The 13729-nt window shown below is 41.9% G+C and carries 11 protein-coding genes; 7 read left to right on the forward strand and 4 right to left on the reverse strand.

All coding sequences use genetic code 11. The features are described 5' to 3' along the window. Nucleotides 1–3: 3 nt before the first annotated feature. Together ACK1I8_RS05345 and ACK1I8_RS05350 are read right to left on the reverse strand one after the other, a co-directional pair. Nucleotides 4–1506, reverse strand: coding sequence for a Y-family DNA polymerase (locus tag ACK1I8_RS05345; protein ID WP_412468307.1), 1503 nt, complete (start codon nt 1504–1506; stop codon nt 4–6). Beyond that, nucleotides 1506–2234, reverse strand: a complete 729-nt coding sequence (locus tag ACK1I8_RS05350; RefSeq protein WP_412468308.1) for an ImuA family protein — start codon at nt 2232–2234, stop codon at nt 1506–1508. The genes ACK1I8_RS05345 and ACK1I8_RS05350 overlap by 1 nt, the downstream gene beginning before the upstream one ends. A 216-nt stretch (nt 2235–2450) precedes the next feature. On the opposite strand from ACK1I8_RS05350, the gene ACK1I8_RS05355 reads away from it, so the two are divergent. From ACK1I8_RS05355 to ACK1I8_RS05370, 4 genes are all read left to right on the forward strand, one after another. Further along, the gene (locus ACK1I8_RS05355; protein WP_412468309.1) at nt 2451–2945 is read left to right on the forward strand and encodes a hypothetical protein; all 495 of its coding nucleotides are present in this window, start codon (nt 2451–2453) and stop codon (nt 2943–2945) included. Beyond that, nucleotides 2924–3565, forward strand: a complete 642-nt coding sequence (locus tag ACK1I8_RS05360) for an alpha-ketoglutarate-dependent dioxygenase AlkB family protein (RefSeq protein ID WP_412468310.1) — start codon at nt 2924–2926, stop codon at nt 3563–3565. Before ACK1I8_RS05355 ends, ACK1I8_RS05360 begins: the two co-directional genes overlap by 22 nt. Before the next feature lie 165 nt (nt 3566–3730). Further along, on the forward strand, nt 3731–5131 hold the full coding sequence (locus tag ACK1I8_RS05365) for an MFS transporter (RefSeq protein ID WP_412468311.1): 1401 nt from the start codon (nt 3731–3733) through the stop codon (nt 5129–5131). 471 nt (nt 5132–5602) lie between these two features. Beyond that, nucleotides 5603–5836 (forward strand): hypothetical protein, encoded by a 234-nt coding sequence (locus tag ACK1I8_RS05370; protein WP_293789713.1) that lies wholly within the window; start codon nt 5603–5605, stop codon nt 5834–5836. A gap of 133 nt (nt 5837–5969) precedes the next feature. Here ACK1I8_RS05370 and ACK1I8_RS05375 read toward each other — a convergent pair whose 3' ends face one another. Both ACK1I8_RS05375 and ACK1I8_RS05380 read right to left on the reverse strand, forming a co-directional pair. Continuing rightward, a complete protein-coding gene (locus ACK1I8_RS05375) occupies nt 5970–7217 on the reverse strand; it encodes an ATP-binding protein (protein WP_412468312.1) in 1248 nt (415 codons plus the stop codon). Nucleotides 7218–7249: 32 nt separating this feature from the next. Beyond that, nucleotides 7250–8584, reverse strand: coding sequence for a putative sensor domain DACNV-containing protein (locus tag ACK1I8_RS05380; protein ID WP_412468313.1), 1335 nt, complete (start codon nt 8582–8584; stop codon nt 7250–7252). A gap of 576 nt (nt 8585–9160) precedes the next feature. Between ACK1I8_RS05380 and ACK1I8_RS05385 the strand changes: the two genes are divergently transcribed. The 3 genes from ACK1I8_RS05385 to ACK1I8_RS05395 all read left to right on the forward strand — a co-directional run bounded on the left by ACK1I8_RS05385 (nt 9161) and on the right by ACK1I8_RS05395 (nt 13678). Beyond that, nucleotides 9161–10060 carry a glycerophosphodiester phosphodiesterase family protein gene (locus ACK1I8_RS05385; protein ID WP_412468314.1) on the forward strand — a complete coding sequence of 300 codons (900 nt, stop codon included), beginning with the start codon at nt 9161–9163 and terminating at the stop codon, nt 10058–10060. 262 nt (nt 10061–10322) lie between these two features. Then, the gene (locus ACK1I8_RS05390) at nt 10323–12692 is read left to right on the forward strand and encodes a gliding motility-associated C-terminal domain-containing protein (protein WP_412468315.1); all 2370 of its coding nucleotides are present in this window, start codon (nt 10323–10325) and stop codon (nt 12690–12692) included. After that, on the forward strand, nt 12689–13678 hold the full coding sequence (locus ACK1I8_RS05395; protein WP_412468316.1) for a PorP/SprF family type IX secretion system membrane protein: 990 nt from the start codon (nt 12689–12691) through the stop codon (nt 13676–13678). The genes ACK1I8_RS05390 and ACK1I8_RS05395 overlap by 4 nt, the downstream gene beginning before the upstream one ends. Nucleotides 13679–13729 lie beyond the last annotated feature (51 nt).

Raw genomic sequence — 13729 nt, forward strand, 5'->3', positions numbered from 1 at the left:
TCACTAAGCAAAAAAACCGTGTATAAACCACTGAGAGGCTTTCTCTGAACTATAATGTCCCGATCTGAAAAGCCAGTAGCGTTTTCCTTGTGCATCTTCCAATTGATAGTAATCCCGGTGCTCACCTTCCTCCAGCCACCATTCACGTTCAATTCGCTCCGGCCCGTCTGCCTTTTTCACCTGATGGGTAACGCCCTGATAGCGAAAGAGCATGGGCGGATAATCAGGGATAGGTGCAGTAACCTGTACAGGCTCTGGTACTTTAAGTAGCTGTACCGGGCGCAAGCGGTCGGTACGCCAGGGTAAAGAAAGCGGCTCGGTAATTGAATCCACTTTTTTGAAGGATCGCTCCGGCCAGTGATGAGGCTGTGGCAGATAGCGCTGAATAGCCTGTGCACCCAGTTTCCCGGCTAACCTGTCCAAAAGTTCAATGACCTTTTGATTGCCCATATTTTTTTCTGTTATCCATAAAGATTCCTGGCCTGGATCCAGCTGATCAAAGCTTACCGCATCCATGGTGAAAAGTTCGATGCCCATTTTAGGCTCAATGTTATCGATCTGGAGTGAAAACAGCTTAAAAAGATGGCTCGTATTAGTACTTGGGCAATTGGTTCCGATCTGGGTTTTAATTACCCGTCCATCTATCCGATAGCTCTGCAACAGGGCCGAACGGAGGCCCATTCCATCCCTTTGTAGTTTGGCACAAAGCAGCAACAGCAGTTTTTCGATGGCGATTTCAATTCCTTTTCGTGTTCTGATCGGCTCCAAACTGGCCAATCTTTCGCTATAAACTTCGGGGACCGTAATCGGTAGAAAAAATTCTTCCTTTTGTCCTAAAACCTGTTCTATTCTTTCCATACTGTCTTCGCCAATCCTTCTGCGCAGTACCGATCGTGGCATGGTAATAAAACTGCCGATGGTCTTTAGCCCGAGCTTGATCAATTTTTGACTGGCCATATGCGAAATGCAGAGCGCCATTGGCGGTAGGGGCAGAAGCGCATTCAGCTCTTCGCCGCTTTTAATGATGGGAGAAACCCTGCCATAACGCGATACGGCCCAGGCGGTACCCATGGTATCTGAAATCGCAGCCCTGACCTGATAGCCAAGCCCTCGTAGGCGGTTAACGATTTCGCGCAGATATTCCCTTTCACCTCCCCACAGATGGACACATCCGCTGATATTCAAAATCAGGCCCTGATCTTCTTCCACAGCCACTAATGGCGTATAACGGATGCACCATCTGCCAAGTGCCTCTAGTAGTTTTTTTGATTTGTGATATTGGTTTTCAATCACTTGCAAATCAGGGGCAATCGCTCTGGCATCAGCCAGCGGCATTCCCAAATGGATGCCGAGCAAAGTAGCTTCTTTACTGGCAGCGGTAATCACCATCCGGTTACCGGCCTTATCTGAAAAAACAAGCGGCAAATCCCTTAAGGCTGGTCGCTTGATGCGGATCCAGTCGGTAAGCAAGGTAGAAAACCATATAGACATATATCTTTTTTGCATCACACCGCCTTTCTGATTTTCAGATCGTTAAAAGGTACTTCTTTTACCGGTTTAAAAACTCCGGCTGCATATTCGATCATCCAGCTGCCCGGTATTCCATTTTTAACCTTAAGCAGTTCAACGTGCCACCTGGCGAAGCCTAGTCCGGGTAATCCATCAATGGTCCCACTGGGCATGGCAGATATGCGCCACCTGGCGGCTGCCAGGGTAGAGCTGAGTTTTTCAGCATTTTTTCGGATCACAAAGGCGGTAACCCTGCTTTTTTCGATCACCAGTTGGAGCCTTCTGCTTTGCGCAAAACTCATTTCATCCAGTTCGGTTACTACTGCAGCCAGGCTTTCGCACTTTAGAGCCTCCTCACTTGCCCATAATACATCCTTTTCTTTTTGCAGATCAATAAAAATGATACGTTCTGGCGACAGGCCAAAAGTGATGAGTGAAGGTGGAAATATTTTGCGTTGTGCACTGATCCACAGGCAAACACCATTCTTTTTCATCAGGGTAGAAAGCAGTACGGATATAAAACCGCCGCTTGCAGCTGCATCTTCCGGATTTGTGGCTAAAAATTCGTGCAGGGCAGCCAATGGAAATACATTACCCGGGAAAGCACTAGAAATTATGCCCAGTCCAAAGTCTATCGCATGAGCATTCCTTCCAGGCTTAACGCCCTGAAGATTCAGGATCTGTTCCTGAAGTTTGCCTATAATATCCTTTTTAACAGCCGCCATATCCTTTTGCCAGAGCAAGGGAAAATAATCTCGCTACCACCCTTGCAAAAGTAATACTAAAAATATTAGTATTATTAAATTGTGAACAAATTTATCTGATTGTGGTTTTAAATAATTCCAATTGCACTTTTGCAATCAAAAAATGTTAATAAATGCTAATTTATTTAGTATAAATAATTATATTTGATCTTTAAAAAATAGAAAAGGATCTTTTTTATGACGGAGTTGGAATATTTTTTTGAGGATGAAAATGGCATATCAGTGGTTTATCAATTGATCCGTTTTGGGGTTGGAGAGCCTTGGAAGATTGTGCTGGATGGTGAACTGATTGGCAGTATGAAAAAATGGGAAGGTACATGGAAGCTACAAAGCGGTGATGAACTTAGCGAGGATCTGCTGATCGGTCTTACCGGTCATATTGACGCACAGCATTTTAACTGCCTTCCCCAGGAGATCAGTTCGCGTTGGCCAAATCTGGTAGAAAAAGTGGTATTAAGGTCTGATACTGCTTATATGATTATTTGCAAAGAGGGGATTAATTTTAACAGCTTTCAAGGCATATTTTCGAGATTTGTGCCAGGTCTGCTTAAGGATGAGTGGGCGGTAAACTTCCAGGTATTCAACCATGATTTTTCGGATGATTTCTCCTTGCATGCAAAGCCACTGGTTTATAAAAAAGAATCATTTGGATGGGAAGAGGTGAACAGGTAACCGAACAATTGAGTTTTTTTGCTCCTAGCGGGCAATCTGCTGGACTACCGCAAGATGTGCTCGAATACCGTGCAGGTTTTATCGATCAGGATCAAAGCGATCTCTTGCTTACTGTGCTTATTCAAAATACACCATGGCAGCAAAGGCTTGTAAAAATGTACGACCGGGAAGTACTTACACCCAGGCTTACTGTCTGGTATGGAGATATTGCGGGCATCAACTATGGAGCGCTTGGCAAATCTACGCCGATGGAATGGACAGCCTCACTTTTGGAACTTAAAAGATTGGTAGAACCCATTGCTGGAATTACCTTTAATAGTGTTCTGCTCAATTATTATCGTAATGGCAATGATTCGGTTGCCTGGCATAGTGATAAGGAAACGGTGATGGGATCGCATCCGGTTATCGCTTCTGTTTCCTTTGGCGCAGTGCGGAGTTTTGATATCCGGAAAAAAGAAAACCACCGCGAGAAATATGCCGTAAGGTTAGAACATGGATCTCTTTTGATCATGAAAGGTGATTTGCAGGCAAAATGGGAACACCGGATTGCCAAGACCGCTCAACATATCGGACCAAGGGTAAACCTGACTTTCAGGCGAATCATCAGTACATCTGTGTGATATGATTATATAGGTAGTGAAGTTTAAGATTTAAACAACCAAATCTGTGTGTTCGATGTTTATTGCTTATAATATCCACAAACACTTATTATAGTACCTGGGCAAGATAAATTTTGAAACTTAAAAATACCGAACGTTACATCATCAAAACAGATCAATTTAGTTATGCCGCAAGAGTTACCCCCGAAAAATATAGAAGCTACAAGACGCGTTTTGCCCATGATACTGGCAACTGCTATTTTTATGCAGATGCTCGATTCAACCATACTCAATACATCGCTGCCGGCCATTGCAAAGGATCTTCATCAATCTCCATTGAATATGCAAAATGCCATTATCGGTTATGTATTAACACTCGCGGTGTTTATGCCGGTAAGTGGTTTCCTGTCTGATAAATTTGGGACCAAAAAAGTTTTTATTCTTTCATTAGTACTTTTCAGTGCGGGATCACTTTTTTGCTCGCTCTCTGGAAATCTGACTCAACTCGTCCTTTCAAGAATTATACAGGGGGTGGGCGGAAGTTTGATGACACCGGTTGGTAAATTAGCACTGGTGAAGAGTTTTTCAAAGAAAGATTTATTGAAAGCGATGAATTTTGCGATTATACCTGCGCTCATCGGGCCAGTTTTAGGTCCGCTCGTTGGAGGGTATATGGTAGACTATTTATCATGGCATTGGATATTTTTAATTAATATACCAATGGGAGTTTTAGGTATTGTGCTCAGCTTGCGTTATATGCCCGATTACCGATCTGATGTAATTGATTTCGATTTACATGGTTTTCTAATATTTGCTGCTGCATCATTATTACTCTCCATTTCTCTGGAACTCCTTGGAGATGCAGTTTACACTACGCCCGCCCTGGGTATTTTATCACTTGGTGTATTGATGCTTTATTTTTATTATCGACATGCCGTAACTGACAATAATCCTATTTTTCCACTTAATTTATTTCAGGTAAGAACATTTAGGGTGGGTATACTTGGCAACCTTGCCACCCGGTTAGGTATCAGTGCAATACCATTATTGTTGCCCATGATGATCCAGATTGCTTACGGCCAATCTGCAGTAGTTTCGGGTTGGATCATCGCCCCTATGGCACTAACTGCTATTATTGCTAAATCGCAGGTCATAAAAATCCTGAACAGGTTTGGTTATAGAACCACATTAATGGCCAATACTTTTATCATCGGATGCCTGATCTGTTCGATGGCGATACCTGCCATCAGTTCGTCCATTTATTATTATGTACCAATTATTGTGGTGATGGGCTTTTTTAACTCCATTCAATTTACGGCAATGAACACCATTTCAATTGCCGATCTGCGCGAGTATCATACCAGCAGTGGTAATTCTTTAATCTCCGTCAATCAGCAACTGGCGATTGGTTTTGGTGTTGCCTTTGGACTTATCATTTTAAAAATATTTCGTGGAGATGTGAAACTCATCCATGATGATATCCATAATGCATTCAGATATACCTTTCTTGTAGTGGGTGTTTTGACTATACTGTCGGGTTTTGTATTTAGGCGGTTACATTTCAAGGATGGTGAAAATTTAAAATAACTGCAATAAGAGAATTTATACGGGGCACCTTTTTAAAGATTAGTTTTGACTGACAGATGCTGATTTCAGTTCAGAGATAATTTCACTGACCTTGCTTTCAGAAGATTTATCTAAAAATCTGTTATTGTACCAGCATTCCAGTTTTCGATCATCTGATGGAGATAGATAAATGAACGATTTTATTGATGCTATTCGATTTTTTATATCTTCTGCATCGGTATCGTAGATTTCAGCTTGTTTTGCCCCAACCGTAAAACATGAGGCTTATAGGATATGGTTTTGAGAAATCATTAACCACTGGATGAGTAATGATTTTGGTAAACATGAAGACTTATTAACGCTTTTTTGTGTTTAGTTAGTTGATTGCCAGTTTGATGGCTTTTAGGCTATTGAATTGTTAATATTTTTTCGAGGCAAGGGGTCAAACAAAACCCCCGTCAGATAAGTTTGCTATGGTAAAATCATAACGCTATGAATAAAATGACACAAACATCTGATATTGAAAAATTCATTGAAAAATTTGAACCTTCTAAGTTCAAACGCTTATCGAGGGGAATAGAGATCCGTGGGATAAAGGATTTAAATAAAAGCATCATTTTTGCAAATGAGGTGATCGAAAAGTTAAAGCTAAAGCTTTCAGTAGCTCATAGTGCTGAAATGGCCATGTACGGAAGTTTCGAAGTGGTGTATAAGAATGCGGGTTAAAAAATAAATCTATCCTTACCATTTTTAGTACCACTAGCAGCATAAAAACGTCTGTCGATTTTTCGGCAGACGTTTTCGTTTATAGAAGTTTATTTATCGATTTACAGCAAATATGGTGTCATATATCGACTCTTTATTTTTCAACGATTTCCAAATCGTTGCGAACGTTAATTTTTTTTGATCTGATTGTAAAAGTAAAGGCGCTCCCTATGCCCGGGGTAGACTGAACACTGATCTGTCCACCAAGTTTCTCAACCAAAAGTTTTACAGTAGCAAGGCCGATTCCTGTCCCGCTCTGGGCGAAACGGTCAGATGTATTTAGGGTTACATTTCTCTGGAAAATACGCTCCAGCTCTTCTTTTCTGATACCCATCCCGTTATCAATAATGGTGATTTGGGCCAGGTCGTCGATAATTACACAATCGATGTGGATCAGGCAAGTCTGTTTGTCATTGTACCGCACAGAGTTGGTTAACAGGTTGATCATGATCTGCTGCAATGCGATTGACGAAGTGCTGATCTCGATCTTTGCTTCCGGATAACTGATGTTTACATTTTCCGGGATGCTGAGCATAGATACCGTTTTGCGCAGAAAGCTATTAAGCTCGATGAGTTCGTGTTGGACTGTCAGAATTTCGGGCCTGATGGAATAATCGAGCATATCGTTAATCAGCTTTCTGAGGGCTTTTATACCATTAAGGCTGGTTAATGCTAATTTATGTCCTTTTTTATCACCGCTATTGTCCAGGTGTCTGGTTAACAATTCGGCACTCATCGAAATGGTCGTTAACGGATTTTTAATATCATGGGCAGCAGTTGTGGCAAACTGCTGCATAAACTGATTGGTCTCAGCAAGACGTCTGTTCGTTTCACAGAGCAGCGATAGTTTTTTTCTCAGTTCCATTTGAGCAATCACCTGTTTGCCCAGTACCTTTAGCGACCATAGCTGCTGCTCGTCCAGCGTTCTAGGAATGGTATCTATCACGCATAGCGAACCTAGTGGCATCCCTTCCGGGGTCAGTAGTGAAATTCCGGCATAAAATGCAATGTTTGGATCGCCGGTAACCAATGGGTTTTCTGCAAATCGTTGGTCTTCCCTGGCATTACTCACTACCATTACACCGGTTGGATCAATAATGGTATGTGCACAGAAAGCATGTGTCCTCGGGGTCTGCTGTACATCGATGCCCAGTTTGCTCTTAAACCACTGGCGCGAGCTGTCTACCAGGGTAATCAGCGCAATCGGCGTTCCACAGATCTGCGAAGCCATTTTGGTCAGCTCATCGAAATCCTCTTCCGGCAGGCTGTCCATAATCTGATAAGATTCTAAGGCCTCTAGCCGCTGCTTTTCGTTTTCGGGAAGTTTTGCTATATCGTTCAAATCGTTTTAAATGTAGCGTTAATTTATTGGTATTAGTTTCTTATTGCCTTGAGCTTTCCGCTTTTTTGATACTGCTGTGTTTTAATGTTTTCCCACATAATCAGCTTATCCTCGATTCTGGAAAATACACGGATATCTCCATCCTGGGAAATCACGATGCCCAAACTGCCCGTGTGTGCCCAGCAGTAGGCAATCATGGAGCGGTGCCGGGTACCAAAGTGTTTAGGATCTGTCGGGATCAATGATTTAGGGGTTGCAGTGGCCGTGGATGAAATATAGATTTTTCCTGGCATCTTTTTCGAGCGGATTACGCCTCCAAACCCCCTTGCCACCATATCCTGGCCAAATAACACCACACCATCCACGCAGCTTTGAGAGGCGATGAAACTCACCGAACCTTTAATTTCATTGGCCACTTCCGTTTTGGCAAGCAGGGCAATAGTTTCCTGCTCATAAAGTGATTTTGTTACCGTTTGTTTGCCAGCCGCCAGCCGCTGGTCGATCCTGTTTTCTGTAACATAGCTGTTGATGGCTTGCTTCAGGTAGCTACTGATGGCCAGTAGCAATCGTTTATAGTTCACCGCATATTTGATATCAACATCAGTGCTATCTTCTGAGATCAGCACCGCCCCGCCATGATGGTAGTTTTGGATTTTTAACAATAACCTGGACAGTGTCTGGGTCCATATACTATCTACAAATTCTTCCCAATCTGCAAAATCCTCCTCAGGATGTGATACAGATAGGAACTCTTTGATTTCTGCCCTGATTGCACCGGCATTTTTTCTGATGATTTTGGATACCGGTCCGATGGTAAACACATCCAGGTAGCGCGTAACCAGTACGTTTTGTTTTAAAGTAGCCAGCAGTTCGTAGTCGAACATCACTTTAAGTGTGGCAATATCATCAATAAATACCTGAAACAGGCCGGGCTGTTCGGATCCTGATTCGGATTCGTAATTCAGAAAACTCTGGTAGTGCATGGCCTGATCAATCATTCCCCAGATGAAGAGTTTTCCATCCTGATCATAATAAACGGCAAGAGAGGTGCCGGATGGATCGGCTGCTTTTGAGAGCTTGGCCAAAGACCTGATATCAAGAGAAAGATGTTGGGCAAATTCTACACAGCTCCACCTTTCAGAAACAATTTTCCTTGGCGGAGTGGGATCTGGATTGGCAGGATCAATGAGTGTTACGGCTACCTTGGTCAGCTCGCCCTCTTCTGTTCTCATAGAGGTGTAGAAAAGACACTCGAAAAGTTCTTCGAGAACGACTAAAGGGGGAGTAGCCATCGCCAGTCTGCTGTGATTCAGCTTGGCATGGATATGCGCCGCAAGGTCCGTTGTTTTTGATTTTTCCTCAATCATTGCCTGATAGCGCTCGTTATGTGGTTGGATTTAGAGTATACAACAGTAAATGGATGTAATGTGTTTTTTTTAATGACGCTTTTTTTTATTTTGTTGATATCCAGTTAATTTTTTTTTCGCTTCCGGGCCTGCGATGTGATACGATTCACTGATCAGACTTTTTCATCAATTATTCCTTTCCCCGGAAAAACAGGTATTGTTGAGCATCCCGTCAGAAGCTTAATATAGCGTTAACATGCACGCTGTATTTTTGTATAAATATTTTTGGCCAATCTAATTCTTCATGGTAAAGCATCAATTTCAAAACGACCCGTTGTACAATAGGGATGTTTTCGATCAAATTTACAAGGAGTACCATAGGATAAATGACAGGATAGGTGGGCGGCATCCATATTGTGATCTGTTTAGGACAGGTACAGCCATTTCGGTCATGAATGCCTGGTTTGCCACGCAAAATATAACTATGGAATTAATGAACGCGACCTCCTGCCACCTCTTCCGCAAGACCAGATTGATACAGATCCGGCAATTAAAACAAAATCCATAATCATTATCTAAATCTTAAATAAAAACGAAATGAAAACTATTATGCTGCAAATGTCCATCTTATTTATTGCTTTAAGTGGGTTTGCTCAACCAGGACCAGAAGCTAGCTTGAAAGAAGTATTTAACCCGGATAGTAAAAGGGTATTGGTTACTGCTCATCGTGGAGACTGGCGCAATACGCCGGAAAACTCTATTCAGGCGCTTAAAAACTGTATAGCTTTGGGCGTAGATATTATGGAACTGGATCTGAAAAAAACAAAGGATGGATATCTGGTTATTATGCACGATCAGAACATTGATAGAACTACCACTGGAAAAGGCAAAGTTTCTGACTATACGCTGGCCGAGATCAAAACATTTTTCTTGCGCTCAGGTACAGGACACCCGACTAAACACCATGTGCCTACCTTTATGGAGATACTGGCCATCGCGAAAAATAAAATTATTATTGATGTGGATAAAGGTTACGATTATTATCCGCAGGTAATTAAAGAACTGCGCGAACAGGGAATGATCGGGCAGGCTATTGTGAATGTAAAGGGAAGCACACCTCTTTCCGTAATAGAACAGGAGGTAGGTAAAATTGAAAAAGACATCACCATTATGCCCATAGTGGATATGAAAAGAGCCGATGCTTCAGACATTATTGCAAGTTATAAGATTCATCCGAAAACCATTATCCAGGCCAACTTTAGTACCGATACCTTGTCGGTTGTAAAAAATATCGCTAGCCTGAGGAAAAACTATGGCTTATGGATCAACAGTTTATGGCCAGAGCAAAATGGTGGTCATGATGATGACATGGCTGTTGAAGAAAATAAAAAAGATGAAAGCTGGGGTTGGCTGATCAGCCACAAAGCCAACCTGATCCAGACCGACCGGCCAAAAGAACTGATTGAATATTTAAGGATCAAAAAACTTCATCATTAGTTTTGGCCGGCTCTTTTGCTTATGGTTGTACAGCAAGGGGCAGAAATTCTGCCTCTTGCTTAACTCAGATTAACTTTTTTTATCCAATTTGGATATGAAGAAAAATTAATTTCTTTTTAATCCTATACTCATTGAGCGCAAGTATATTTACCGCATAAATGTGGTAATTTTTTAGACTGAACCAGCCACCAGATGATTACTTCGTATGCCAAACCAGCGCTTTCTATTTTTAATAAGGATATTTCCGGCTTATTTGATGGTTGTGACCTGTTTTTGCGCGTCAGTTTATGGTCAAACCTGTCCGGAGAATATCGGTTTTGAAAAGGGCAGTTTTTTCAACTGGAAAACGTTTACGGGTTCGGTTTCACTCTCCGGAGGGAAAAATACGATGGTGTTAAGGCCGTCGGCTGTTATGGAGGGGCGGCATACAATTATGACGTCGGCTACCTACCGTGATATGTACGGAGGATTTCCAGTATTATCGCCCAACGGAAGTGGACATGCCGTTAAACTGGGCAGTAATACCAATGGTAAACAAGCCGAGGGTATTTCCTATTTAATCAATGTTCCCGATCAGGTAGATCATTTTACGATTACTTATCAATATGCAGTCGTTTTTCAGGCACCCAACCATACCGACGAACAGCAGCCCCGGTTTGATGTAAAACTACTTGATGTGAGTAGCGGAGCATATATCGAATGTTCCTCGTTTAAATACATCGCAACATCCGGAATCCCGGGTTTTAAAACCTCCACCATCGATCCAACCGTTATTTACAAGGGATGGACACCGGTTACCATAGATCTGAGCAGTTACAAAGGTAAAACGTTATCGCTGGAGTTCACCACCGCAGATTGTACCGAGGGCGGACACTTTGGTTATGCCTATGTGGATGTGGATGAGCGGTGTGAAAGTGTTATTGTCGGAAATGTAAGTTGCGAAGGCGCACAGTCAACCAGGTTGAAAGGGCCAAGTGGATATCAATATTACAAGTGGTATAACGAAGATAAAAGTACATTATACGGCGAGGGCGAAATATTAGAAATGAACCCGGCATTGCCTTCAGGGACGAAAGTATTGCTGGATCTAAGCCCCTTTGCGGGGTTTGGTTGCCCTAATACCGTAACCACTACCATTTCTACCTATAATTTTCAGCTTGATTTGGTACCAACGATCAATTCCTGCGAAAATGAAGTGGTCGATTTAACAAGTAGCCAGTTCATACTGAACAAATCTGATCAGGTGAGTTATGCTTACTATGCTGATGATGCCCTGCAACAGGAGATTGCTGACCCTCAAAAAATTGATGTTTCCGGAGTATATTATGTGAAAGCAATATCCCAGGATGGGTGTATTTCTACAAAAAGTGTAACCATCACTTTTCATCGTTTAGGTGCATTAGAGGTATTGCCGGAGTTTTCTGTCTGTGGTAAAACCCTTGATCTCACCTCAGACCAGATTCAAAAAAAAGTGCCCGAGAATGCCAGCGTATCTTATTTTAGCGATATATCGCTGCAAACACCGGTTACCGATCCCAGGCAGATATCAACATCCGGTGACTATTTCATAAGATACCAGTTTCCGTATTGCGTAATTATTAAAAAAGTTGCTCTGGAAATCAATCCTTTGCCCAATTTAAAAATTACTAATCCCGCTGTGGTATGTTTGCCGGAAGGCATTGATTTAACAAAAGCTATAATTACGGATGGGAGCGACCCTGGTCTGACCTTCAGTTATTATATGGACGCAGATTGCACAGAAGCGATCGCAGATCCTACTAAAATCAAAAAAAGTGGGGTGTATTATATCAAGGCCATAAATGATAGGGGCTGCAGTGTTGTTTCAGCGGTAAAAACGATCGTTAACCCCCCATTAATATTAATTGTTGCCAATCCTGAACCCGTTTGTGAACCAGAAACAATTGATATCACAGATTTAAATCTATACCAGGGGAGTGATGATGGGTTGAGCTATCAGTTTATGGATGCTGCCGGTGCAGTTGTAAATGATGCCCGACATGTGGCTAAAGGCGGTACTTATTACATATCTGTTAAAAATGATGAGGGCTGTACTCTTACAAAACCGATAGAGGTAATCATCCATCCAATGCCTAAGTTAGTGATCACTCAGCCCGGAAAAGTATTTATCTCAGAAAATGTAGATCTCACAAACCCAGGCATTTTAAAAGGAAGTAGTGGCTATACCACGATTTCCTATTGGAAGAATGCAGCTTTAACGGAGGCTCTTGAACACCCCGAATCGATATCCCAGTCAGGCAGATATTATATCTCGTTGCATAATGCTTCAGGATGTTTCAGCTTTGGGGCCCTGGATGTTGTAATGGTGCCAAGGCCAAAGGTTGATGTACCCACTGTGTTTACCCCGCTCAAAGAAAAAAATAATACGCTTTTTCCTTTTTATGAGGGAATAAAAAGACTAAATAGCTTTAAGGTGTTTAACAAGTGGGGAAATCTGGTGTTCGAAACCAATTTGATGGACATGGACAAAGGATGGAATGGAACCTATAAAAACCAGTTGCAACCATTTGAAACCTATACCTGGTTTGTTGATGCCATCAACGAATTAGATGAACGTTTTACCAAAACCGGGAAAACAATATTACTGCCATGAGGAGAAACTATCTGTTGGTTTTGTTGGTGGTATTCGGAAAAACGGTGTTTGCACAAGACCCTAAATTTTCACAATATTTTGCGTCGCCATTAACCTTGAACCCGGCAATGACCGGCTATTTTGACGGAGATTACAGGTTGGCCATTAATAGCCGCCAACAATGGGGGAATATTGGAAATCCCTACAATACCTATAGTGCCTCAGGCGAAATAAAGTTGCAGGATGAATATTATTATAATGATATTTTCACAATTGCGGTAGGAGGATTGCTGGAGGAATCTTTCCATAAATTCATTAAGTCTTATACTTATTCTGCCGGTATTTCCTATTACCGGTATTTTGATGCTGATCATAAATTCAGGTTCGGACTTTCGCCCCAGCTTTCTTATGTTTCAAGGCGACTTAATTACAATGCCCTAACGGTTGCATCACAGTATCAGGATGGCGCTTTTAATACAGCACTGCCAAATGGTCTTGATTTGCAGTCAGGTCATTTTTCCTATCTTGATTTAAATTTAGGGATAAATTTCGGTATCACATTAGATCAGATCGCTGCAAATATCGGCTATGCAGTATATCATTTAACACGTCCGCAGGATTCCTTTTTTAAGAACAATCAGGTGACTTTGCCTTATCGGCATACGGTTAACGCTGGGTTCAGGTACGAATCAAATGATCTCCTGGACCTTAACCTGAGTGCACATTACCTGATCCAGGCAGGAAGCACGGATTTGGTGGCGGGTGCTGTACTGGGCTTTAAACCACATGTCGAATCAAAGCTTAAGTTAAGTTTTGGTTTGTGGAACCAGACTAACGAAAAAGCATTTATTCCGTTTATAGGTTTTGATGTAGATAATATTGCCATCGGAATGAACTATTCTTTGTTTACCAATAATATAGCCACTTATAAACCGCGTACCTTTGAAGTTTCACTGATCGTTAGGGATAAAAACTTCACTAAATTTAAAAATACCTGTAAGTTTTAAAGTTCGTTTGCTCATTCATCACTGGTTATCAATGTTTGCAATTGTTGCTTT

The organism is Pedobacter sp. KLB.chiD (genome assembly GCF_047040275.1).
GTDB lineage: Bacteria > Bacteroidota > Bacteroidia > Sphingobacteriales > Sphingobacteriaceae > Pedobacter.